A 24,404-nucleotide genomic window follows, 5' to 3' on the forward strand; every position below is an offset into this window, starting at 1 on the left:
TTATAAAATATGAGTTGAAAGAGAGTATAGTTGGTGAATTCATGCCAAAAGTAAGCGTCATCATGGGAAGCGATAGTGACAAGGATATTGGAGATAAAGTTGTTCAAACACTACATGAATTCAACATAGAAGTTGATTATAGAGTGATGTCTGCACATAGAAATCCAGAAGAACTTTCAGAGTACATTGAGAAATGCGATTCAGAAGTATTCATAGCCATAGCGGGATTATCAGCAGCGCTACCAGGATTCATAGCATCAAAAACCATTAAACCAGTAATAGGGGTTCCAAGGGAAGTGAAGCTACTTGGATTAGATGCATTACTATCCATAGTTCAAATGCCCCCAGGAATTCCAGTGGCATGTGTTGGAATAGATAACGCTAGAAACGCTGCTCTATTAGCCGTGGAAATATTGGCATTGAAATATGAGGAATTGAAAACTAAACTATTGGAGTATAGGAGGAAGATTAGGGGGAGGTGAAAGAATTGTCCACAGAAATATGTCCACTGGAATGGAGATATGGAAGTAAGGAAATGAGGAAGCTATTTACAAGAGAAGAGATTATGAGAAGGAGATTGGAAGTTGAAGTTGCAATAGCATATGGATTGGCAAAAGCTGGAATAGTTGAAGAATGGGTTCCTGAAAAGATAAAGGAAGCTGTCTGCAAAGTTGAAGTAAGTAGAGTGGATGAATTGGAAGCAAAACTTGGACATGATATAATGGCATTAGCCACAGCATTAGCCGAGAAATCTGGTGAAGCAGGGAAATATGTGCATCTCGGCGCAACAAGCTACGACATAGTTGATACAGCATGGAGCCTAATAATGAGGGATGCATTGAAAATATTAGAGGAGAAAACAGTAAAAGTAATCAATAAACTAATCGAGTACAGCATAAAATATAAAAACACTATTATGGCTGGCAGAACACATGGTCAACATGCAGTTCCAATAACACTTGGATTCAAATTTGCAAACTACGTATACGAATTTACAAGAAGCCTAGAGAGAATGCATGAAATGGAGAAGAGGTTGATAAGAAGTAAGATTTCAGGAGCTGTTGGAAATATGGCATCATGGAAAGATAAGGGACTAATAGTTGAGGGGGAAGCATCAAGAATCCTTGAACTCAAACCACATGAAATCTCAACACAAATAGCACCCAGAGATGGATTTGCAGAACTTGTAGCAAACATAGCAATACTTGGAAGCCAATTGGATAGACTTGCATTGGAAATTAGAGAACTCATGAGACCAGAAATAGGGGAATTAGCCGAGGGAGTCAAGGGGAGAGTTGGAAGCAGCACAATGCCCCAAAAAGCCAATCCAGTAACATCGGAGAAAATATGTGGATTAGCAAAGGTTTTGAGATCCATGGTCATAATTGCATTGGAGAATATACCATTATGGCATGAGAGAGACTTAACAAATAGTAGTAGCGAAAGATTCCTAATATCACACACAATACTAACACTGGATGAAATGCTAGATTCCATGATGGAAGTATTGGAAAACCTAGTGGTAAACGTCGACAACATGAAGAGAAATCTTGAAATAACAAGGGGGACTATGATGAGTGAAAACGTCCTAATGAAACTTGTGGAGAAGGGGATGGCGAGAACAGAAGCCCATGAAATTCTAAGGGAAATAACTAGGAGAGTTGCATTGGAAAAAATTGAATTCAAAGATGCATTACTACAAGACAATAGAATCATGAAGCTCTTAAATAAGGAAGAAGTGGAGGAACTATTGAAACCGGAAAACTATCTTGGAGAAACAGAGAAGTTAATTGAAAGAGCCATAAAATATGCGAAGGAAACCATCTCGAAAATAACTCACATTAAATAATTTCTTCAATGATGTAGTCACACATGGATTTAAATATCCAGTAGCCATCACCATGAACAGATTTAACATCACCATAAATTTTTGAAGCAAAATCTGGATACTGCCATAAATATGTTGCACGCTCAGGGTGAGGCATTAAACCCATAACATTACCATTAACATTACATATGCCAGCAATATCCATGTAAGAACCATTTGGATTAAATGGGTAAACCCCATTGGCTAGAGAACCATTTGGCATTGCATACTGAAACAATATCAACCTTCTCTCCATTAAAGTCTTCAAAACACCATTTGAAGCAATAAATTTACCTTCACTATGGGCAACCGGCATCCTAATAACCTTATCGGGAGTATAATACTTCATGAAAACTCTATTATCACTATTAGATTTGAGGTAAACCCATCTACACTCAAATTTACTTGAATCATTTGGCGCTAGAGATACGCTACGTAAACCAAACTCACCTAAACCTGGAAGGAGACCCATTTCAACTAAAACTTGAAATCCATTACATATTCCAAGTATGGGTTTACCTGAACTTGCGAAGGAAACAATTTTGTCCATGAGCTTTGAGTAAAGCTTTGAAGCCCATATAGCACCAGCCCTAACATAATCACCGTAGGAAAACCCTCCAGGGATAACTAATCCATGGAATGAAGATAAATCCACGATCCCATCAATCAGTCTCCTAGTATGAATTATCTGTGCAGAAGCTCCAGCCTCTTCCAATGCTCTAGCAGTCTCAGAATCACAATTCGTTCCAGCAACACGTATAATTAATATCTTGGGTTTCATAGCTTTAAGCCACCCTTCCAACACTTCCTCAAAATTTCAATTTCCAAATCCATGAGAATCCTACCATTTAAACCATGAATAACCATACGTGGACTCTTTGAAACAAAACCTATCTTACCGGCACTACAACCATACGAATTAACCAGCTCATGGAATTCCTCTTCAAATCTCCCATCAACCTCCAATAGAAACCTACCATTACTCTCAGAAAACAGTATAATGTCATCTCTATTCACATTAACTCTCGGAACTTTATCCAAGTATATTTCTGCACCAAAATTGCTGGATATAGCCATCTCAGATATGGCTACGCCCAATCCACCATCAGATATATCGTGGCAAGCCCTCACGTAACCCTTATCCATAGCTTCAATAATCACCTCCATAACCTTCTTGGAAGATTTAACATCAACTTTTGGTACAGATGAACCAATATACCCCATTAAACGGTAATACTGTGAACCTCCAAGTTCAGGTAGCGTTAAACCAACCAGGTATATTGGGTTACCAGCAGATTTAAAATCTAAGGTTACAGCTTTCCTAATGTCAGGTATAATTCCCACAGCAGTTATGAGTAGAGTTTCAAGTACTGGTCCAAGTGGAGATTCATTGTACAAGCTATCTTTACCTGAAATGAATGGAACATCAAAGCCAACTGCAAAATCATAACATGCCTTCACAGCTCTAACCAAGCTACCAAGTCTATCGGGCTTCTCAGGATTCCCCCAAGTGAAATTGTCGAGTATTGCAATCCTCCTCCCACCAACACAAACATTATTCCTCAAAGCTTCCTCAATGCTTGAAGCAGCCATCCAATATGGATCAATCCTACTATACCAAGGTTTAACACCAACAGAGATCACAACACCCCTCCAAGATTCTGAGATAGGCTTTAAGATGACAGCATCACTTGGGCCACCGTAATCCCCATGTAGAGGTTTAATTACAGTATTACCTTGAACTTCATGATCATACGTTCTAATAACATCCTCCCTACTACAAATGTTAGGTGAAGATAGCAATTTGCATAGTACATCACCATAATCCATAGGTTCTTCGAAAACTGGTTCACATAATTTTGGTGCAGACCACTTAGCAACATACTTAGCTTTTGGGGGACGTAATAGGAAATTCGTCTCAATATGGCATAAGAGATTTCCACGGTAATATACGTCGATGAATGGATTTCCAGTCAATTCTCCAATAACTGAAGTTTTTAAATCCTCTTCATAGGCAATCTCCAATACCCTATCAACATTCTCGCTTGGAACTATTAATAGCATCCTCTCTTGAGATTCTGATATCCATATCTCCCATGGAAGCATGGATTCACGTAAATGAACTTTATCCAAGAATACCCTAGCCCCACCACCAATCCTATCAGCCATTTCAACCACAGCAACAGCCAATCCACCACCACCAAGGTCAGTTATACCCGATGCAAGACCTTCATCTCTAATCCTAATTATCGCACGCCTCAACTTCTCCTCTTCAACTGGATCGGGGATTTGAACTGCGGATCTGGAGATCCTCTCAGAATCCTCCTTTAGATCGCTACTGGCGAAGGATGCACCATGAATTCCATCCCTACCAGTAGAATTCCCCATTAAAATCAATTTATCACTGGGTTTAGCTGTAAACTTGTAGGAGGATGTTGGCAGAATCCCTATGCAACCAGCATAAACAACGACATTACCAACATATCCCTCATCAAAACATATTGCACCAGCAACTGTTGGAATACCCATATTGTTACCGTAAAACCCTATCCCCTTCACAACACCCCTAAACAGATATTTTGGATGCTTAAACCCCTTTGGAATTGCATCCATTGGGTAATCTAGGGGGCCGAAACATAATACATCAATGCAAGCTATTGGTGAAGCCCAAACGCCGAGAATATCCCTAATTACACCACCAACACCAGTGGCAGCACCACCAAATGGATCTATTGCTGATGGATGATTATGAGTCTCAACCTTTACAGCTATGGAATAATTATCATCAAATTTAATTATACCAGCATTATCTTTTAGGAACGAAACAATCCAAGGCTTATTGCACTTTTCAGTTGCCTTTGCAATATAGCTCTTCAACATATCATCAACTATTGGTTCCCCATTTTCATCAACAATTAAACCTCTAAAAACCTTATGCCTACAATGTTCAGACCATAATTGAGAGAAGGAGTGCAATTCTAAATCGAAAACACCCCTATTAAGCTTAGTTCTAAAATATTCCCTAATGCTCTTCAACTCCACCAAATTCAGATTTAACCGCAAACTTTCCGATAAACTGATGAGCTCCTCATCTGATAATTCAGATATATGGAAGATGTAAACTTCTGGGGGTATATTGATTACCTCATACTTCATGGCTCGACACACTCACAAAATACTTATCTTTAATAGGATTAGCCAAAAGCCTTTCACACATATCAACAACTATCCTTTCAGCTTCACTTGGCGACTTAGATTCAACAATGAATGTATAAACTTTACCAACCCTAACTCCAAACACATTGTAGCCTAAATCCTTTAAAGCCTCCTCAACGGTTTTACCTTCAGCATCCACAAGCTCATCCTTCAACCAAACTTCAACCCTAACTTTGAATCTAGCCATAAACATCACCATCAAACTCTTCAGTTATCCTACCCTTAACCTTAACTCCCTTCAAAGCTAAATTCATAGCTAAACGTGAAAGTTTCATGGCATATTTTGTTGGATAGTTTAGGGTTAAGCAACCTAAACATACATTCTTGGAGGATATGCAATCAACAAAGTCCTCTATGGTCTGATAATTGACGCTGTCAGCGCCAATGAATTTACGTATCTCTTCATCACTCCTATTAAATGCCGCCAACTCTTGGAATGTTGCCATATCAATACCATAGAAGCATGGCCCTATAATCTTTGGGAATGTTACGAAAACATGTATCTCTGAAACTCCACTCTCACGCAATGTTGAAACAAGAGTTTTCAAAGTGTCACCCCTAACAATACTATCATCTATCAATGCAATCTTCTTACCACGCAACCTATCAAACAGAATATTGTACTTGTGTTGTAAAATTACCCTTCTATCCTCAGGGAACAATATGAAAGCCCTCTGCTTAACATACCTATCCCTAACGATCCATTGCTGCAACGGTTTACCTGAAACTTCATGGAATCCATAGGCTGCATCCACAGCAGTTTGAGGAACTGGAACAACACAGTCAACCCTACTTGCAATATCACTATATCTAATGGCAAGCTTCCTACCAAGATCTTGCCTAACTTCACAAACATATTTACCATTAAACTTAGAGTCAGGTCTAGCGAAATATGCAAATTCAAATGAACATAAATGTTCACCGGGGCTATCTGCAATCTTAACAATTTCATTTCCACCTTCCTTAGAAAACATGTGGAGGAAGCCTGGTTTCACAACTTTGAAATCCCTAATCCCATTGGCATTTAACGCTACACTTTCAGATGCAACTATTAGCATACTTCCATCACCACTGAATCCATAAACTAGAGGCCTAATACCATATGGATCTCTGAAGAATATTAGAGTTCCATCATTTAGTAATGCGGTGACAGAATATGCTCCATCCACCATCTCCATAACATTTTTAACGCTATCCTTAATGCTGTAACCCTTATTAAGCCAATGCAACATCATCAAAGCAAGAACCTCGGAATCGGAAGTCCCCCTAAACTTGTATCCAACATTGGATAAGTACCTCCTAAGACTATTAACATTCACTATGTTACCATTATATGCCAAGCAAAGTTTAATATCATCACCAACGATTATTGGCTGAGCATCTAAAGCTAAATTGAATTTTGAGGATTCACCACTAGTAGCGTATCTCACATGGCCAATACCAACATCCCCCGTAAGCTGCTTAGCCATGGAAGTAATTTTATCAATGGGGATATCGGAGATCAATCCAAGATCCTTTAATGAGTGGAAATCTCCATCATAGGTTACAATACCATACGATTGATGCCCCCTATGATTCAATGAAACCAAAGACCAATACAAGTATTCCAGTACACTACCACCATCAAACCTATATACAGCGGAAACACCACAGTTGTGTCTTAAATAATCCATGGAAGGTACCTCTCTAAATGAACTCCTCCAACCCCTTTAAGGGTAATTCATCAATACATCGACCTAAAGCTATAACTTCATATGCACCCCTAACCCTCCAAGCCACCTGCCTAATAACATCCATAGGTATCTGTGGAGGAGCTCCAGCACCATTAAACCCTTTAGCCATCAAATATGCCCTCAAAAACTCCTTATCCAAACAATATCTCTCTTGAGGTTTACCAACACAATAATACTTCTTAACCCATATCCTAGCTGAATCATGTGTGGGAGCTTCATCTATCTGTATCAATTCACCCTTAAACCTTCCAAACTCAAGTTTAATGTCAGCAATAATTAAGCCAACACTCTCAGCAACACTATTATAGTATGAGTATAGTTTGAGGGATGCTTCTTCAAGTTCATCCCACTCATCACGTGAAACAAGACCTCTATCAATAGCTTCACTCTTACTAATCTCCACATCATGACCAACATCAGATTTCGTTGTAGGGGAGAGTATTGGTTGAGGAAGCTTCTCAGCATAACTTAAACCATTGGGGAGCTCAACACCAGATATCACCCTCTTACCACTCGAATAACTTCTCCAAGCAGACCCATACAAGTATCCCCTAACAATCCACTCAATATCAATACGATTAGCTTTAACAACTTTAATTGACCTATCATCAACCATTTCAACGAAATGATTTGGGAATATGTGTTTTGTACGTTCAAACCAGAATGCTGTAAGTTTATTGAGGTAAATACCCTTCATGGGTATAAGCTCCCTTAAAACGACATCGAAGGCGGAGATTCTATCGCTATGGAATAGTATTAAGTGATCTCCAAGATCGTATATGTCTCTAACCTTCCCCCTCCTAAGCAATGGGAAATTTAGATTTGAATATCTAACGGCATCAACGAATCCACCATCTGAAAATGGGTTTGGATACTTCTCCACAATATACAAATCAACCACCCATTCACGTGACAAGGAGATCTAAAGCCTTCATCTTAACTGCACGCTTAATCTCCAAACCTATCCTCTCACCTAAACTTATACGCCTATTATACCTAACATTGGAGTACTGACCACCAATACCCATATGCACATTAGTTCCACCACCATGCCTAAAAGCAACATCTTGAGTGACAGGTATATGCATTGGGGGGTTTTCACCAAAACTATCATATAAACCAAACCCTAAACCTTCAACTTCAAAATCTGGTTTAAACCCTGCTTTCAAACCATATTCACTTGGTCTACCCCAAGTTATTACAGTCTGAAGACACCATGATCCAATAATTCCAGGTGGAAGCTCTCTTCTCAAACATAATAGGAGTCTATTAGCACATCTCAATACATCCTTTATAATGGATTCACGTATACTAACCATAGCGTGAAGTGTAACTTCGAAAGATGGTAAAATCTTCTCTTCAAGTTTAGATTGAACATCTACTGGAAGCCTCTTCAATCCATCGAGGATTGTTTCCCTACGCTCATCTATGGATAGGAATTCATTGGCCAAACATACCCTAGCCTCCTCCAAACTTAAATTATATAGTTTCGAATAATACTCCTCAACACTACCCCAACTCTTAATTGAATTTAATGGTGAGAAGAAGAAGTTGAAGTTGGCATGAGGACCTAGAATTAACTCCTCAACCCTAGCAGCCTTTAAAGTCTCCTCATTTAAATATCCATCTTCAATAGCCTTCTCAACTTTACGTTCAAGATCATTGGAATCTGCTGCAAAAATGAAAACCCTTTCAAAAATCCTCTGTGGATGATAGGTTTTCAATATTAATGGATTTTCATATGGCTCCTTAAACCTAATACCACCACTATAAATTTCATATCTAATGCTCTTGGGGTATGGTATGCCAGCCCTTTCAAGATACCAGTAATAATCCTTCTCAATCCCCCTATTCTCAATTTTAAGAAGCCTCCTAGAACCTACAATTGGAACTGCAAAATCATTTTCAATAACACTACAATAATCGTCACCACCAACATAAACGGAGAAAGCCCTATTTGGAATCTGTAAAGCTTCCAATTCAATAAGGTCATCCACATGCTTCACAATATCAGAATACCTATCCAAAATTAGAATGGCATACCTCCAATCTCCAGATAAATCACGTAAATCTTCAACAACATGAACATCCCTAGAGACAACTTGCGGTAAATCTTCAATGAATTCATCGGGACCTCCAGCTATAGCATTATGAAGATATATTACAGCCCTCTCCCTCGTAGTGTAAATTATACATCTCAAACCATTACCCCTAGCTCCACTCCAAGCATCAAGAGCTGAATGAGACCCTATAATTAGCATACATGGATTCCTATAACCACGAACTACTTCACGCATCTCCTCAACCTCAATCATATGGTAAACACCTGACTAATTCTATGTATAAATGTTTATTTATATTTTGTATTTAAAGGCCAATTAAAATTTAAATAACTGATTAAATATGGAAACATTAAAATTCAAGCTTACATATGATTGGAAGGGAATTATGAAGATAAAGATTATAGCGACTCTTGGACCATCAACAAAAAATCTGAAAACTGTAAGAGAAATGGTGTTGGAAGGGGTATCAGCTTTCAGAATAAATTTTAGCCATGGAAATGAAGAAGAATGGAATAAACATTTAAAGAATGTTAGGAAAACTGAAGAGGAATTAAGAATGGTAATAGGAGTTGGAGGAGACTTAAAAGGGGGGAGTGTAAGATTAGGATATGTTGAAGAACCAATAAAACTAAAACAAGGCATGGAATTAAAAATGGTAAATAAAGTGGAGGATCATGAGGGAAACATACCATTACCAAATGATGAATTCTACAACATAGTGGCTCCAGGAGATGTAATACTAATGGATGATGGAAATATAAGTCTAAAAGTAGAGGAGGTAAGGGAGGGGGAGGTAAAGGTAAGGGCATTAACACCTGGAAAGATAACATCAAGGAAGGGGATAGTGATAAGAGGGAGGGAATTCAACATACCATCAATAACGGAGGAAGATTTGAATAACATAAAATTCGCCGTGAAAAACTCCATGGACTACATAGGATTAAGCTACGTTAAAAGTGGAGAGGATGTGAAGAAGCTTAGGAAGATATTGGCGGAAGAAGGGGTGGAGGATATTGCGATAATGTCTAAAATAGAATGTGTAAGTGCAGTGAAAAACCTAGAGGAAATAGTTAGAGAATCAGATATGATACTAGTGGCAAGGGGAGACCTTGGAATGCAATTCCCATTGGAAGAAATACCAATACTACAACACAAGATAATTGAAACTGCAAGGCTCATGGGTAAACCAGTAATAGTTGCAACACAAGTACTTGCATCAATGATGGAAAATCCAGCACCAACAAGAGCTGAAGTAACTGATGTTGCACATGCAATAGCTGAAGGGGTTGATGGAATAATGCTAACCGGAGAAACAGCTGTTGGGAAATACCCGGTGGAAGCTGTGAAGTGGCTTAGAAGTATAATAGAAGCAAATGAGGAAAGAACCGATGTGAAATTAAAACCAATAGATGATGATATTCAGAAAAGATTTGCACATAGCATAGCAGTATTAGCGGAATCAATAAGCTCCAAACTAGCAATATACACGCAAAAGGGTAGAATGGCCATTAGAATAGCTGCATATAGACCGAAAATCCAGATATACGCAGCTTCAAACAACATTAAAACACTTAGAAAACTCACCATGGTATGGGGAGTAAAACCAATAAAAGTTGAAGCAAACGATTATAAGGAGGGGTTAGAAGCAACATATCAAGAATTGTTGAAGAACAAGTATATATCGGAATATGAAACTGTCGTATTAACCTATGGATTAATTGAAGAGGGGGAACATATAGTAAAAATAAAGAGGAAAGTTTAGAATCCATGGGCAAGGTAATGGTATGCTAAGGCAGCATATGATGCTGAACCATACTTCAAAGCATTCTCATCAATATCAAATCTTGGATTGTGATGTGGAGAAGTTATCCCACGCTCAACATTCCTCGTCCCAAGCTCTAAGAATGCTCCAGGAACTTTCTCAAGATAGTAAGCAAAATCCTCTCCACCCATACTAGGCTTAACTTCAACAATATTATTTAAACCAACAATCTCACTTAAAACACTCTTAGCCATCCTAACTGCAATTGGATTATTTATAGTTGGAGGAACACCATCAGCAAGGGTGACCTTACATTCAGCATTAAATGCCTTGGCAACCCCCTCAGATATCTCCTTAATACGCTTCTTCAATAAATCCCTAACCTCAAAGGTTAAAGCCCGATAAGTTCCAATGATTTTGGCAGATTCTGGAATTATGTTAAAGGCAGTCCCTGAATGAATGGAACAAGCACTAACAACACCAGACTCCAATGGATCCAGATTGCGACTCACAATGGTTTGTAAATTCAATATTATACTTGCAGATACAACTATAGGGTCTATGGCTAAATGGGGGGATGCTCCATGTCCACCTAAACCCTTAACATCTATTTCAAATCTCCCAGTTGAAGCTAATATTGGACCCTCCCTCAACCCAATTTTACCAGAATCCAGATTATTCCATACATGGAAGCCAAAAATTGCTTCAACATCGGGATCCTTCAAAACCCCCTCTTCAATCATCTTGAAAGCACCACTCAAACCACCACCCAACTCCTCGGCTGGTTGGAATATGAGTTTCACAGCCCCCCTAAGTTTATCCTTCATTTCAGATAGAATCCTAGCTGCAGTTAAGAGCATAGCTACATGGGCATCATGTCCACAAGCATGCATAACGCCTGGAACCCTAGACTTATATGGAACTTCATTCTCCTCTTGTATTGGTAGTGCATCCATATCAGCCCTTAAAGCCACAACCCTACCCTCACCACACCTTAAAATCCCAAGAACTCCAGTTTCAGCAATGCCAGTATGAACTTCATAACCCCACTTACCAAGCATTTCAGATACAAGTTTAGCTGTACGCTTCTCTTGAAATCCAAGTTCTGGATACATGTGTATTTCACGTCTAAAAGATATTGTTTCACTCTCCAACTCCACAGCTCTATTAAAAATCCAATTGTAAACAGACATTTAAGACGCCAATTAAATATATCTGTGAAGATGAATTAAAGACTTTCCAAACATTATGATTGCAAATAAAATATAGTGTTTTGAATTTGAGTGAAGCTTAGAAACCAAGATTTGCATTAACCAAAACTACATGATAGTCTCCAGCTTGAGGTTTACGCTCAATGATCTCAATAACCCTAACAGGACAATCTGCTGAATCACAATCAACACAATATCCAGCCTCAGCGCATGGAACTTTAACTCCAAGTCTACGTGAATTCATGGGAGCTGCAACATTATATATCCTCCACAAAGCCATATCAAGATCATATACAATCTTATTAACGCCAACAACCATTATCACGTTTTTAGGACCAAAGGCTAAGGCTGCAACTCTATTACCAGAACTATCAGCATTAACTATAACGCCATCAATTGTTAAAGCATTACAACTTGAAAGGAAGAAGTCACTACTAATTTCCATCATCCTAAGCCTATATGAATCTTCAGGGCTCAACCCTCTAATCCAATGGTGAATAACCTTAACCCCCCTAGACTCCAAATCCTCAATTATCCCAAGCTCCCTAATAGTGACAGAGCCACCCACACCAACAGTGGCATTTTGAGGTATCATTGATAGAATATAGTTCTTAGCCTCCTTAACATCATCAAAACATTTAGCTTTAAATCCACGTTTAATTAGATTTTCTGCAACAATCTTTAAATTGCATTTGGAATGCCACTCTCTATACTCCTTAAAAGCCATGAAGGTCACGATAAAAATGTGTATTTATGGAGGTATATAAGTGATTTCAGTTTATCTTGGGCGGCTGAAAAGCCTCCTAGCTCTATCTAGCCAAAGCCTTATCTCAATATGTTGCGGGCAAAGCTCTTCACATTTACCACATTTAATACAATTTTCAGCTCTACCATTGGGTGGAATTTTGAGGTTATATTCATCTATTACAGATGGATCCCTACCCCTCTTAAAGTAGGCATTATAATATGCAAATATGTCTGGAATTAAAACACCATTGGGGCATGGTTGACAATATCTACAACCACTACAATTTATGAATCCCCTACCACGTATTATTTCTCTAGCCCTATCAAACAGAGCCAACTCCTCTTGACTGAGGATGTTTGGGATGGCATTCTCAGCATACTTAACATTCTCAATAACCTGCTGCATGGTACTCATACCACTCAACGCCACTGAAACTTCTGGATGATTCCAAACCCACATTAAAGCCCACTCCACAGGGCTACGCTTAACCTTAGCTTCATTAAACACATTTATAACTTCAATTGGAGGTGAGGCAAGCAATCCACCAGCCAAAGGCTCCATTACAACCACGGCTATACCTTTAGAAGCAGCATACTTTAACCCCCTAATCCCAGCCTGATAATCCACGTCTAAATAGTTGTATTGAATTTGACATAAAGTCCAATTATATGAATCTATAATTTCCTTGAATAGATCGAAGGTATCATGAAAGCTGAATCCAATATGCTTTATTTTACCACTGGATAGAGCATGTTCAATCCATTCGAAAACCCTAAGCTCCTTAAGCTTCTTCCACCTTTCCCTATTTAAACCGTGAAGTAGATAGAAATCCACATAATCCATGCCCAATCGATTCAACTGCTCATCCAAAACCTTATCCATATCCGACTGTGAATTAACGAGGTAAACGGGCATCTTAGTAGCCACACGGACACGTCCATGATAACCATCCACAGCTCTACCCACTATAACTTCACTTTTACCACCATGATAACCATAAGCAGTATCAATATAGTTTATCCCATGCTCAATACCATACCTAATCATCTTTATAGCTTCATCCTCATCCACATTACTATAATTGTCACCGATAACTGGAAGCCTCATAGCCCCAAAACCAAGCACTGAAACATGCCAATCTAAACTTCCAAAACGCCTATACTTCACATTATCCACCTTCACCCAAGTTAATATACTAATAGACTACTCTACGGTAATATGCTTATAAACTTATAGTATGTCCCGAAGCCATCCACCACCAGCCCAAAACTTTCCACGAACATTAACGCTATACCCACATTTCGGGCATTTAAGGTCTTCAGTAATATTGTATGCTAAAACCTGGAATCCATACCTCTCAATCAATAATTGACCACATTGTGGACAGTAGGTGTTTTCCAGTCTAAGTTCAGGTGCATTACCAACATAAACATGCTTTAATCCGGAATTACGGGATATCTCATAAGCCTTCTTAAGCATATAACTTGGCGTTGAAGAACGATCATATAATTTGTAGTCTGGATGAAATCTAAGGATGTGGAATGGGGTTTCAGGGCCAAGGTTCTCAACAATCCATTTAGCTAAATTTTCAAGATCCCTCTCCCACCCATCAATTCCAGGTATAAGTAGATTGGTTACTTCAATGAAAACCCCCTTCCTCTTCAATTCCAATAGGCAATCGAAAATTGGTTGAACATCAAATACGCTAGATAAAGTTTTATACGCCTCAGGATTTGCTGAACATTTGAAATCCACTGTGGCGGCATCAAGATATGGGGCTATGGTATCCACAGCTTCAGGGGTCATATAACCATTAGTTACGAATGTATTAAATAAACCCTTACTCTTGGCAATCTTGGCAGTGTCATATGCGTATTCAAAGAATATTGTTGGTTCAGTATAAGTGTAGCTTATACCTTGACAATCATTCTTCAAAGCCAATTCCACAATCTTCTCTGGAGGCAACTCTCTACCATAAATCTCTTCCTCTTGACTTATAACCCAATTATCACAGAATAAACATCTAAAATTGCATCCAATAGTAGCTATACTCAAGACGGATGCACCAGGATTATAATGGAATAGAGGCTTCTTCTCAATTGGATCACAAGCCACAGAGCAAACTTTAGAGTAAACGAGGGAGTATAATTTCCCACCCACATTCCTTCGTACACGGCAGAAACCAGTTTTACCTTCAGGAATTATGCATCTACGACCACACAAATTACATTTAACACTTCCACTACCCATGGATTCATATAACATTGCTTCCTTCATGGGAATCCAAGTATAATATTGTGGAAGACATAAATATAACCATTGCCTATAGGGCATTGCAAAATCTTTATCTTATATGTTAACGTTAAGTTTCATACTGAATGAAGGATTACATAATACTTGGGATAGCGGTATTCAGCGTATCATGGGCTTCAATATTTGTGGTGTTATCAAATGCACCTGGAATAGTGTGCGCATTCTGGAGGATGACACTATCATCAATACTAACACTGTTAATCATGATGGTGAACGGTGAATATAAGGGGATAACCAAATTCAGCCCCCTAATAGTAATCTCAGGATTAAGCCTAGCAACACACTTCACACTATGGATGGAATCACTACATATGATCCCAGTAGCCATTAGCACAACAATAGTAAACCTACATCCAATATTCTCTACAATCATAGGAAAATTCATGGGTGAAAAGGTTAGTGGAAAGAGGCTAATGGGAATAATCACTTCAATAATTGGATCCACAATGATGGTTACTGGGATTGGGGAATTAAATATAAGTGAAGTCAATATTCAGGGAATAATTTATGCATTGATAGGTGCAGCATCATTCTCAATATACTTGTCAGCCAACAGAATACTTAGAAATGAAATGAGCACACAAGCTCTTACAGCATGGGTTTATGGGATAGGTGGAATAACCACATTGACATATATATTTGCGAACAACATAAACTTTACATCATACAACATAAACACATGGACATACATCATACTACTAACAATAGTGCCAATGCTAATGGGACACACATTACTAAACTATTTACTTAGAAGCCTTGGACTAATAACTGTAGCTACATCAACATTAGGGGAACCTATAATATCAACTATACTTGCATACATGATTTTAGGTCAAATCATTGACGGTATCAAGATGTTGGGTATGATGATCACATTAATGGGGATATATCTAGCCATATCACAATAACGAATGCCATGAAAATCACACTAAACACCATTAAGTAAAGCGTTAGATAATGTGGATAACATGAATGGATTAAAACCAGTATCATCGATGATTTCAATCCCCCTCAAACCCAACTTATACTTAACACCCCTAGGAGCTTTAACCATTGAAACCACAAAGGCTTTTTTGGGTCTATAGAGAGATTGATAGACTTCAACGACATCCAACGCCTTAACATTCTCCAATTCCCCATTAGTGAGATTTCTAATACCCTTAGATAATCTTGAACTCTTCCACCAACCCTCAACTTCTTTACATTCAATTATAATGTAGGGGCGCTTAATGATAGAATCCATTTTCACCCTACGATCTTTATTCTTCAAAATATTTTTGACGAAACCCCGATATATCATTATGTCCGGTCTTGGAGCTGCATGAAGAGGTATTTTTGAACTCTTCCTAACCTTCCTACTCCAATCAATAGGTCGAGGGGCCTCTATGAAGAAGCTGAATCGCCTACCATCAATCTCCAAGACATAATTGGGTGGGAGAGAGTCGTTATTCTGAACCCCCTTCCTAGACAATATTATCCAACCATTCTTGGGATAAACTATTTTGGGATTATGTGAGTGGAGATTGTAGGGTATAGATAAAGCAACAAAATTTTGGAATATCATCTTAAAATTCACATCAATACACTTCTTAATGGTAAGATTAATCGATGAAGCAAACTTATTAACATCAACTCCCATGGAAATTAGATTGAAAGCCTTCTTAATGAAAACATCAATTATGTGATTCATGGGATTTTCCAGGAAGTGGGAAAGCTGTTTAGTGTGAATTATATGCGGAGAATTCAATATGATTTTAACATCATCGCAAAAGTCATTGTATAAATGTACATATTTATCGACCTCACCAATGATGCCCCTTAAATTTTCTTCAATATAACACTCCGCAAGTTTCCTATACAAGTTTTCATCAAAAACCCTCATGGAGTAAAGCTTTTCATACATTGACTCCCACATGCCATACACCATCAAAATCCAAGCACAATGAATATTGGCATCGCCACACATTTTAAATGGAAAATAGCTAGTTGTAATAGACATGAAGGGTAAATAAAAGTAACTAATCAATTAACATCAAAAGACTAAGCGGCAACAGAAACGCACTATAATCCCCACATATCTGAAGCAACAGACCAACACAACAAAGAAACATATTTCCATATACCAATTCCTATGGATGAACCCTAATCACCCTCAATGATGGAATTATCATTAGAATATCATTTATGAAGGAATTAAGTTTGAATATTGAAACTACTGGTAAACCATCATAGATCCCTGCCACATAATCTAGAAGTGTAACCACAACTGGAATGAAAACAAGTTCTCCACTATAATGATCAATCAGAGGTTTAGGTGGGAATTGTAAGGAAAATATTGAAGTTTTCCTATAATGATTTTCCAAAGAAGATTTTAATGCTGATAAACGACCTTCAGACCAGTGTTTACAATCTAAGCAAATAATGTATGGAAGCTTATATCCAACAACATCTATTTCAAAACGTTTTGAACCATACTTAAACCTTACGTTCCTATCAACATGAAAATCAAATTCCCTCAAAACATCAGAACATAATACTTCAAATTCCCTCCAACTAAGAAACTTTGAAACCTTCTTAATATCAACACCTAAATCAATCAAGTAATATGCAAACCTAAATCTATCCGGAACATTAACACTAAGAGAGCCATCTACATCAACCAGCTTTATCAACCCACGCATCTCAAACTCCTTCAATACATCCATTATGGAATTCAATGAAGCAAAACTTTTCTCAGCAACTTCCTCAACACTACAGAAGGGGCGATCCATAGTTAACATAAGAATATACAACCCAACATTACGAAACAAAACATTCAACTAAAATCCCCAAACATGTATTGCAAATGTGGATATTAAGATTTGTATAGCGATGGTAAAATCATGACGATTAAATGATGATAGCTTTATAGCAACATAGCAAGTTAGGTTTAAACAAGTGGAAAAGACTATGAGGAAAAATCCCCCATGAAACTTTAAACACGAATTTAAATAACAACTTAATTAGTACATAATATACAATATATTTGAAACCTAATGTCGAGAAGGAGAGCAACAGCAAGAGACAGATGCTATATCTGCGGTAGAAAACTTTCAAGAAACAGTTTAATAGAGCATGATGGGGAAATGGTATCAATGTACGAATATGTATTAAAGAATGGTGAGAGGAAAAGCGTATGCGTAACATGCTTCAACAAAATTATAGGAGGAGAATTCATGGATAAAATAAGAGAGAAAAGCAACATAAACAACATTAAAAACTTATGATGAGTAACCAGTAAATACCTATTTATAATGGTGGAATATAGATAAGCTTGTATGAGTAAAGGGTTAAGTTCAGATGAAATTAAAGCCATAGATATAAACTGTGAATATCTAGGCGTTCAAAGACTCATTCTAATGGAGAATGCAGGTGCAGAAGTTGCCAGAATAGTACTTGAAAGAATTCCTCTCAAAAATGGGAAGATAACAATAATTGCTGGAACAGGGAATAAGGGTGGAGATGGATTTGTCACAGCAAGACATCTAGCATCAAAGGAACATGAAGTTACAGTGATACTGGTAGGTAAACCTGAGAATATAAGGACAAAGGAGGCACAATCGAATTGGAATATTGTAAGGAATATGGAGAAATCAATAAAAATCATCACGATTGAGGATACAAGCCAAATAGATCTTGTTAAGGAAACCATATTGAAATCAGACATCGTAATTGATGCATTACTTGGAACTGGAATAAGAGGGACTGTAAACCCACCATTCTCAGAAATAATAAAGTTAATTAACCAATCAAAGGAGAACGGTGCAAAAGTAGTTTCAATAGATATACCATCAGGAATAAACCCAGACACGGGAACTCCCATGGGCATAGCTGTAAAAGCAGACATAACAGTAACTCATCATAAACCAAAAGCTGGATTGGAAAGTATTGAGGGGGCTAAATATGCTGGGGAAGTAGTTGTGTCGAATATAGGGGTGCCACCTGAAGCAGAGATATTTGCAGGACCTGGAGATGTAGCAATAAGCATAAAGAGGAGGAGGGAAACTGCACATAAAGGAGATTTTGGAAGAATATGTGTAATCGGTGGAAGCATAGAATACACCGGTGCACCAGCATTAACGGCATTGGGGGCATTGAGAGCAGGGGTTGACATATCAATGATAATGGCTCCAAGCCACATTGCAAACGCAATAAGAAGCTTCTCACCAAACTTAATAGTCAAGGAGTATGAGGGAGAATACTTGAATAAGAATGCCATAAAACTATTTGAAAGAGAAGCTGATAGAATAGATACGATAGCCATAGGACCAGGATTATCATCAAATCAAGAGGTTTTGGAAACAGTATTGGAAATATTGAAGATAGCTTCAGATAAAGGTAAAAACATAGTTATAGATGCAGATGCATTGAAAGCCTACGCAAAGGATCCAGCAATAACCAAAGGGGCAAAGACCGTTATAACACCACATGCTGGGGAATTCAAAATAGTAACTGGAATAACCCTACCAAGCGAAGAGGGGGGTGGATGGAAGAATAGGATACCAATAGTAATGGAGCAAGCTAGAAGGATTGGAGCAACCATACTGCTGAAATCACATTACGATATAATATCTGATGGTGAAAAGTTTAAAGTTAATAGAACTGGAAATCCTGGAATGACTGTAGGTGGAACTGGAGATGTCCTTACCGGGATTACAGCTACATTCATAACGTGGACACAAAACCCATTCAGAGCAGCAGTTGCAGCAGCATTCATAAATGGGTTGGCTGGAGATATAGCTGTAATGGAGAAGGGGTATCACATAACCGCCACGGATGTTATTGAGAAGATACCTGAAGCATTCAAAGTTGTAGAAAAATACCTATAGTGTACGGGATTTATTTTGGAATTAATTTTGAGAGTATGTGGGGTGCATCCATCAACTTCCTAAGAATGTAGGGTTTACGCATTACTGGGAGAACTCTCCCACTAACAATTGAATGAAGTATTTCATCACCACTACAATTTGAATGGGGAATGTAGGTGTATGCGAAACCCACAGTGTATGGAGTATGCGAATCTGAACCGGCAATTAATGGGATTTTAAGGGAGTATACATCAAAAACGTCACTAAATGGATAAACTTCCAAAGCATCGAAAACCCTCTTCAATTCAAAAACCCTTCTACCAATCCCTGAAGACCTAAATATATGTGCAGCAATAATAATACCACCACACCCCTTAACAAATTCACGAAACTCCCAAATATCATGTAAAATTCTATTCGGGAAACTTAAATTGAAGTCTGGGAAGACTGCCAATACATGTCCAAAATCAAAGGATAATTCAAATCCAGGTAAAATTGTAAATCCATCAAACTTCACACTTCCATAAATCTTAAAGCGCCTTTCAAGAATTTTCAATTGATCCATAGAATTTATATGATCAGTAAATGCTAAACCATCAACTTTACCCAATGCACCCTTAGCAGTTTTTAAAGGTGAAGATAAACCATCGGATAAACATGTATGAACATGCATATCGATGCGCATAATTAACAATAAAATTGTAGTTAAATCCAAAGTTATATGATTAACTGAGAATAATTTATAGGGTTGCTGAAACATAAATAAACCATGAATACAAATGTATGAAAGTTTGAATTACCCATTTACAGCAATAGTTGATCAAGAGAATGTTAAAACAGCACTACTTACAATACTTGTAGATCCAACAATAAGTGGAGTGCTGATAATAGGCCCAAAAGGATCTGGGAAAACCACGATTGTAAGATCAATAATAGACTTGCTACCAGAAATAGAAGTTATTGAAGGATGCCAATTCCATTGCAACCCATATAAACCAGAGGAAATGTGTATGAAATGTAAAGAGACTATTACAAGTGGGGGGAGTATACGTACAAGGAAAATTAAAATGCCATTTGTAGAGCTACCATTAAACGCCACGGAAGATATGGTTGTTGGATCCATAAATTGGGAAAAGGCCATAAGGGAGGGGGTAAAAGATTTCGAACCAGGAATATTGGCAAAGGCAAATAGGGGGATACTATACATAGATCAAGTAAACCTCCTCCCGGACACATTAACAGATGTAATACTTGATGCAGCAGCTTCAGGATGGAACATAGTTGAAAGGGAGGGTGTAAAGGTAGTTCACCCAGCAAAATTCATACTAATTGGAACCATGAACCCGGAAGAGGGGGGTTTAAGACCTCAAATTTTAGATAGATTTGCAATTTGCGTAAAAATGAATGAAATAAACCGCATTGAAGATAGAAATGAAGTTATTAGTAGGAATATAGAATATGAGGAAGATCCACAAGGATTCATAATGAAATGGGTGGAGAAGCAAGAAGAGTTAAAGAAGAAAATTAATGAGGCTAGGAAATTACTGCCCATGATAAAGGTAAGTAGAGAAATAGAGGAAAAGGCTGTGGAATTATGTGCAAAAATGCATGTTGATGGACATAGACCAGATATAACCATCATTAAGGTTTCAAAGGCATTAGCCGCTTTAAATGGTAGAATTGAAGTAACCATCGATGATATGCTAAAAGCAGCTGAAATGGTTTTACCACACAGGATGAAGAGTGGTGAATACACGCCAATAACCAGTGAAGAATTAAAGCAAACATTGATGGGAGCAGTAACAACAACTAAAGGTGTGAAAGAAGAAGCTGAAGAAGAGGAGATAAAGCAAGTTAAGGTGGAGATAGGTGAAAGTGCAACTTTACCACAAATAACAAAACCACCATCAATGAAGAGTAGAACACTAAACATACCAACACCAATAGCATTCCTAATAATGGGTATAATGTACTATCTGGTATTCTACTTTGCCTTTGCAGCAATAACACTAATGTTCGCTGGAGTGAGGGGTGGAGGGTGGGAGGAGATAAGTGAATTCATGAGCACAGAACTATTTAAACTAGCAGCAATAGCCTTCGCAATATACATGGCAATACAGGCAATAATCAATATGTTATTGAGAAGAAGAGGGAGGGCAGTGATGTATGCTAAAGCTATTAGAGCCCAAGAGGAGGAGGCTAGGAGGATCATTACACATAGGATCATGGTTAAAGAGCAAATAGTTGAAGCTCCACCACCAATGCAGAAATTTGGTTCAAGAGCATTTCAATACATAGCATTATTGGGTGCTAAGATAAAGGCAAATTATAAAGCTGCAATAGATAAGGGGAGGAAGATATTTCAAAACATTTATGAGATAATGACTGCGCCACCACCATTATTCAAGATAACATTATCATCAGAGTACATGAAGGGTAGAAGGAGGGGGAGAGCTGAAGTTGCAAGGGGGATTTGGATTAGGAGGGGGAAATACGTTAAACATGCACTACCAAAGGAGAAGCCATACGACATAGCCATAGCACCCACAATAAGAGTAGCAGCACCAAAACAAAAGAGTAGAAGTGGAGGAGGTCTTGCAATAAAAATAGATTATGATGATATTAGAGTTAAGGTGAAGGAAACTAGAATGCCATTAATAACAATGATAGTATTAGATATAAGTGAATCAATGGTATCATCAATAGAAAGTGTAAAAGCTGCTATAAGAGGGTTGCAGAAGGGGGCTCATGCCAAGAGGGATAAAGTTGGATTAATAGTATTCAAGGGGAGAAACGCCGAGGTACTCCAATATCCAACAACAAACATCAATGCAGTAATAGAGAAACTTGTGAATGTTGGTGTAAGCGACTTCACACCACTAGCTGCAGGGTTAAAGAAGGCTAGAGAAATACTGTTAATGGAGAAATCAAAAATGAAGGAATCCATACCAGTAATGGTGATAATATCTGATGGAATAGCAAACGTAGCCCTAGAAAACCCATTATCCATGGAGAATAGATACAAATTTCTAAACCCAGCACAAGCAGATGCATTGGACATGGCAAAGAAGATAGCTAAAGATGGGATAAAGACCATAGTTATAAATACTGATCACAGATCAGACGAAATATACAAGAGAATATACTATAGGAAGGATATGCAAGTGATATTCTATACGCCGACAGCATTAATGATGGAGATAGCTAAGATTACTGGGGGGAAATATTATGGTTTAAGAGCAGATAAACCAATGGCGGAAATAGTGATAGAAGATGTTGTGAGCCAAATGCCAGCAATACCTGAAAGAGTTATGGAGCCAATAGGCTTCATACTTGAATAAGAATTACGAAAGTCAATGCTAATATCATAAACCGAAAAGGAAGGTTAAAACAATATTTGTAACCCACCCAGCCAAAACTGAAATCGCTATAGTGAACAAAGAGATTGAAGTAGCCCTCCTCCAACCCTCCTCCCTCACACATGCAGCTATAGTGGCAACACATGGAATGAAAAACATAACAACCACCGTGAATACAAGCATCTGCTTCACACTTAAAACTAAATTAAGATCACTGGATCCAATAACTTCTTGAAGCAGTATTAATGCAAGCTCCTTCCTAAGAATTCCAAATATCAATGGGAAAGCCGTTACAGCTGGCAATCCAAGCAATCCGGATATTAATGGTGAAGCATAATATGATATCAATGGAACCATATTCAATTGGTATATGGTTTCAAGTATGACGCTACCAGCAACTATTAATGGTGAAGCTTCATAAATGAATCCTTTAACCCTATGCCAAGTCTTTAAAAGAACAGCCTTCAAAACTGGTTTACGATAATCAGGCATCTCCATAATTAAACCCACAGGGCAACCTGGTAGAAGCCTATTTAGAGCATACCCAAACAAAACTATCACAATAATGTTGATTAAATACAGCATCAATGCATACGTGAAACCAATATATTTACCAACAATTCCAAGTATAACCACAGTCCTAGCACTACACGGAATTAAAACCACTAGAAAGCTTAGTAGAAGCTTTTCACGATCACTCTCCATAATTCTACAACCCAAGCATGCTGGAACATTACATCCATAACCAAGCATTAATGGCAAGAAAGCCTTACCATGCAATCCAATCCTATGCATGAATGCATCCATTAGATATGCTGCCCTAGGCATATATCCAGTATCTTCAAGTATCGATAAGATGAAGTAGAAGGGTAGGATGTATGGTAGAGAGATTGTGAGTGTCGCTATCAATCCACCGAAGAAACCATTAATCACGATATTATAGATTGTTTCAGGGAGGATGCCTGAAATAATCCCAGAAATCCAAGGCATTAAATTCTCATCAAAAATGTAGCTTAAAGCTTCCTCCAATAATCTTCCTCCAGTGAAAACTGCATAGAAGATTGATAGGAAGACTAGTATGAGTATTGGATAACCGAGTATTGGATGCGTAGTCCAGTAATTCAATTTATCGGAGAATGTCCGTGATATTGGTGCTCTCTCAATGAATTGAACCTTTGGCAATATATCCCTACTTATGATGCTATAACGCTCAGAGGATATTATTGAAGATATCTTTTCACCATGTATACGCTCCAATTCATCCACAAACTCCTGAACTAATAGT

21 protein-coding genes are annotated in these 24,404 nt (G+C 38.0%); 7 read left to right on the plus strand and 14 right to left on the minus strand.

Translation table 11 applies throughout. The features are described from left to right. The first annotated feature begins 41 nt into the window (after window positions 1–41). Together purE and purB are read left to right on the plus strand one after the other, a co-directional pair. Window positions 42–482, plus strand: coding sequence for a 5-(carboxyamino)imidazole ribonucleotide mutase (gene purE, locus MRT15_RS02250; protein WP_304327520.1), 441 nt, complete (start codon window positions 42–44; stop codon window positions 480–482). Window positions 483–487: 5 nt separating this feature from the next. Continuing rightward, a complete protein-coding gene (gene purB / locus MRT15_RS02255) occupies window positions 488–1,849 on the plus strand; it encodes an adenylosuccinate lyase (RefSeq protein WP_304327522.1) in 1,362 nt (453 codons plus the stop codon). Here purB and purQ read toward each other — a convergent pair. The 6 genes from purQ to MRT15_RS02285 are packed head-to-tail and all read right to left on the minus strand — an operon-like array spanning window position 1,842 to window position 9,131. Next, window positions 1,842–2,648 carry a phosphoribosylformylglycinamidine synthase I gene (purQ, locus tag MRT15_RS02260; protein WP_304327524.1) on the minus strand — a complete coding sequence of 269 codons (807 nt, stop codon included), beginning with the start codon at window positions 2,646–2,648 and terminating at the stop codon, window positions 1,842–1,844. The genes purB and purQ overlap by 8 nt on opposite strands. Beyond that, on the minus strand, window positions 2,645–5,023 hold the full coding sequence (gene purL, locus MRT15_RS02265; RefSeq protein ID WP_304327526.1) for a phosphoribosylformylglycinamidine synthase subunit PurL: 2,379 nt from the start codon (window positions 5,021–5,023) through the stop codon (window positions 2,645–2,647). Before purL ends, purQ begins: the two co-directional genes overlap by 4 nt. Next, complete coding sequence (gene purS, locus MRT15_RS02270; RefSeq protein ID WP_304327528.1) at window positions 5,013–5,270, minus strand: phosphoribosylformylglycinamidine synthase subunit PurS; 258 nt, start codon at window positions 5,268–5,270, stop codon at window positions 5,013–5,015. Before purS ends, purL begins: the two co-directional genes overlap by 11 nt. Continuing rightward, window positions 5,263–6,756 (minus strand): amidophosphoribosyltransferase, encoded by a 1,494-nt coding sequence (locus MRT15_RS02275; protein WP_304327530.1) that lies wholly within the window; start codon window positions 6,754–6,756, stop codon window positions 5,263–5,265. Before MRT15_RS02275 ends, purS begins: the two co-directional genes overlap by 8 nt. A gap of 13 nt (window positions 6,757–6,769) precedes the next feature. After that, a complete protein-coding gene (locus MRT15_RS02280; RefSeq protein WP_304327559.1) occupies window positions 6,770–7,699 on the minus strand; it encodes a phosphoribosylaminoimidazolesuccinocarboxamide synthase in 930 nt (309 codons plus the stop codon). Window positions 7,700–7,721: 22 nt separating this feature from the next. Continuing rightward, entirely contained in the window at window positions 7,722–9,131 is a 1,410-nt protein-coding gene (locus MRT15_RS02285) for a DUF1297 domain-containing protein (protein WP_304327532.1), read from the minus strand. Window positions 9,132–9,264: 133 nt separating this feature from the next. Here MRT15_RS02285 and pyk point away from each other — a divergent pair, with 133 nt between their 5' ends. Next, window positions 9,265–10,641, plus strand: a complete 1,377-nt coding sequence (gene pyk / locus MRT15_RS02290) for a pyruvate kinase (RefSeq protein WP_304327535.1) — start codon at window positions 9,265–9,267, stop codon at window positions 10,639–10,641. On the opposite strand, the gene MRT15_RS02295 is transcribed toward pyk, so the two are convergent. The 4 genes from MRT15_RS02295 to amrS form a co-directional block, all read right to left on the minus strand. Beyond that, window positions 10,638–11,834 (minus strand): M20 family metallopeptidase, encoded by a 1,197-nt coding sequence (locus MRT15_RS02295; RefSeq protein WP_304327537.1) that lies wholly within the window; start codon window positions 11,832–11,834, stop codon window positions 10,638–10,640. The genes pyk and MRT15_RS02295 overlap by 4 nt on opposite strands. 97 nt (window positions 11,835–11,931) lie before the next feature. Continuing rightward, complete coding sequence (locus tag MRT15_RS02300) at window positions 11,932–12,579, minus strand: lactate utilization protein (RefSeq protein WP_304327538.1); 648 nt, start codon at window positions 12,577–12,579, stop codon at window positions 11,932–11,934. Between the two features lie 51 nt (window positions 12,580–12,630). After that, window positions 12,631–13,767, minus strand: a complete 1,137-nt coding sequence (locus MRT15_RS02305) for an aldo/keto reductase (protein ID WP_304327540.1) — start codon at window positions 13,765–13,767, stop codon at window positions 12,631–12,633. Between the two features lie 63 nt (window positions 13,768–13,830). Continuing rightward, entirely contained in the window at window positions 13,831–14,877 is a 1,047-nt protein-coding gene (gene amrS, locus MRT15_RS02310; RefSeq protein WP_304327542.1) for an AmmeMemoRadiSam system radical SAM enzyme, read from the minus strand. A gap of 101 nt (window positions 14,878–14,978) precedes the next feature. On the opposite strand from amrS, the gene MRT15_RS02315 reads away from it, so the two are divergent. Then, window positions 14,979–15,821, plus strand: coding sequence for a DMT family transporter (locus MRT15_RS02315; protein WP_304327543.1), 843 nt, complete (start codon window positions 14,979–14,981; stop codon window positions 15,819–15,821). A gap of 20 nt (window positions 15,822–15,841) precedes the next feature. On the opposite strand, the gene MRT15_RS02320 is transcribed toward MRT15_RS02315, so the two are convergent. Next, the gene (locus tag MRT15_RS02320) at window positions 15,842–16,828 is read right to left on the minus strand and encodes a hypothetical protein (protein ID WP_304327546.1); all 987 of its coding nucleotides are present in this window, start codon (window positions 16,826–16,828) and stop codon (window positions 15,842–15,844) included. A gap of 214 nt (window positions 16,829–17,042) precedes the next feature. Further along, a complete protein-coding gene (locus MRT15_RS02325) occupies window positions 17,043–17,732 on the minus strand; it encodes a hypothetical protein (protein ID WP_304327548.1) in 690 nt (229 codons plus the stop codon). Between the two features lie 216 nt (window positions 17,733–17,948). Between MRT15_RS02325 and MRT15_RS02330 the strand changes: the two genes are divergently transcribed. Both MRT15_RS02330 and MRT15_RS02335 read left to right on the plus strand, forming a co-directional pair. Continuing rightward, window positions 17,949–18,179 carry a hypothetical protein gene (locus tag MRT15_RS02330; protein ID WP_304327550.1) on the plus strand — a complete coding sequence of 77 codons (231 nt, stop codon included), beginning with the start codon at window positions 17,949–17,951 and terminating at the stop codon, window positions 18,177–18,179. 51 nt (window positions 18,180–18,230) lie between these two features. After that, the gene (locus MRT15_RS02335) at window positions 18,231–19,781 is read left to right on the plus strand and encodes an NAD(P)H-hydrate dehydratase (protein ID WP_304327552.1); all 1,551 of its coding nucleotides are present in this window, start codon (window positions 18,231–18,233) and stop codon (window positions 19,779–19,781) included. Between the two features lie 10 nt (window positions 19,782–19,791). Here the strand turns inward: MRT15_RS02335 and MRT15_RS02340 are convergent, their stop codons facing one another. Next, window positions 19,792–20,445, minus strand: coding sequence for a PHP-associated domain-containing protein (locus MRT15_RS02340; RefSeq protein ID WP_304327554.1), 654 nt, complete (start codon window positions 20,443–20,445; stop codon window positions 19,792–19,794). A gap of 106 nt (window positions 20,446–20,551) precedes the next feature. Here MRT15_RS02340 and MRT15_RS02345 point away from each other — a divergent pair, with 106 nt between their 5' ends. Next, window positions 20,552–23,101 (plus strand): VWA domain-containing protein, encoded by a 2,550-nt coding sequence (locus MRT15_RS02345; protein WP_304327555.1) that lies wholly within the window; start codon window positions 20,552–20,554, stop codon window positions 23,099–23,101. 24 nt (window positions 23,102–23,125) lie between these two features. On the opposite strand, the gene MRT15_RS02350 is transcribed toward MRT15_RS02345, so the two are convergent. Beyond that, window positions 23,126–24,404, minus strand: a 1,279-nt coding sequence (locus MRT15_RS02350; RefSeq protein WP_304327557.1) for a ferrous iron transporter B, incomplete at its 5' end; no start/stop codon positions are given.

This window comes from Candidatus Culexarchaeum yellowstonense (genome assembly GCF_024707025.1).
GTDB lineage: Archaea > Thermoproteota > Methanomethylicia > Culexarchaeales > Culexarchaeaceae > Culexarchaeum.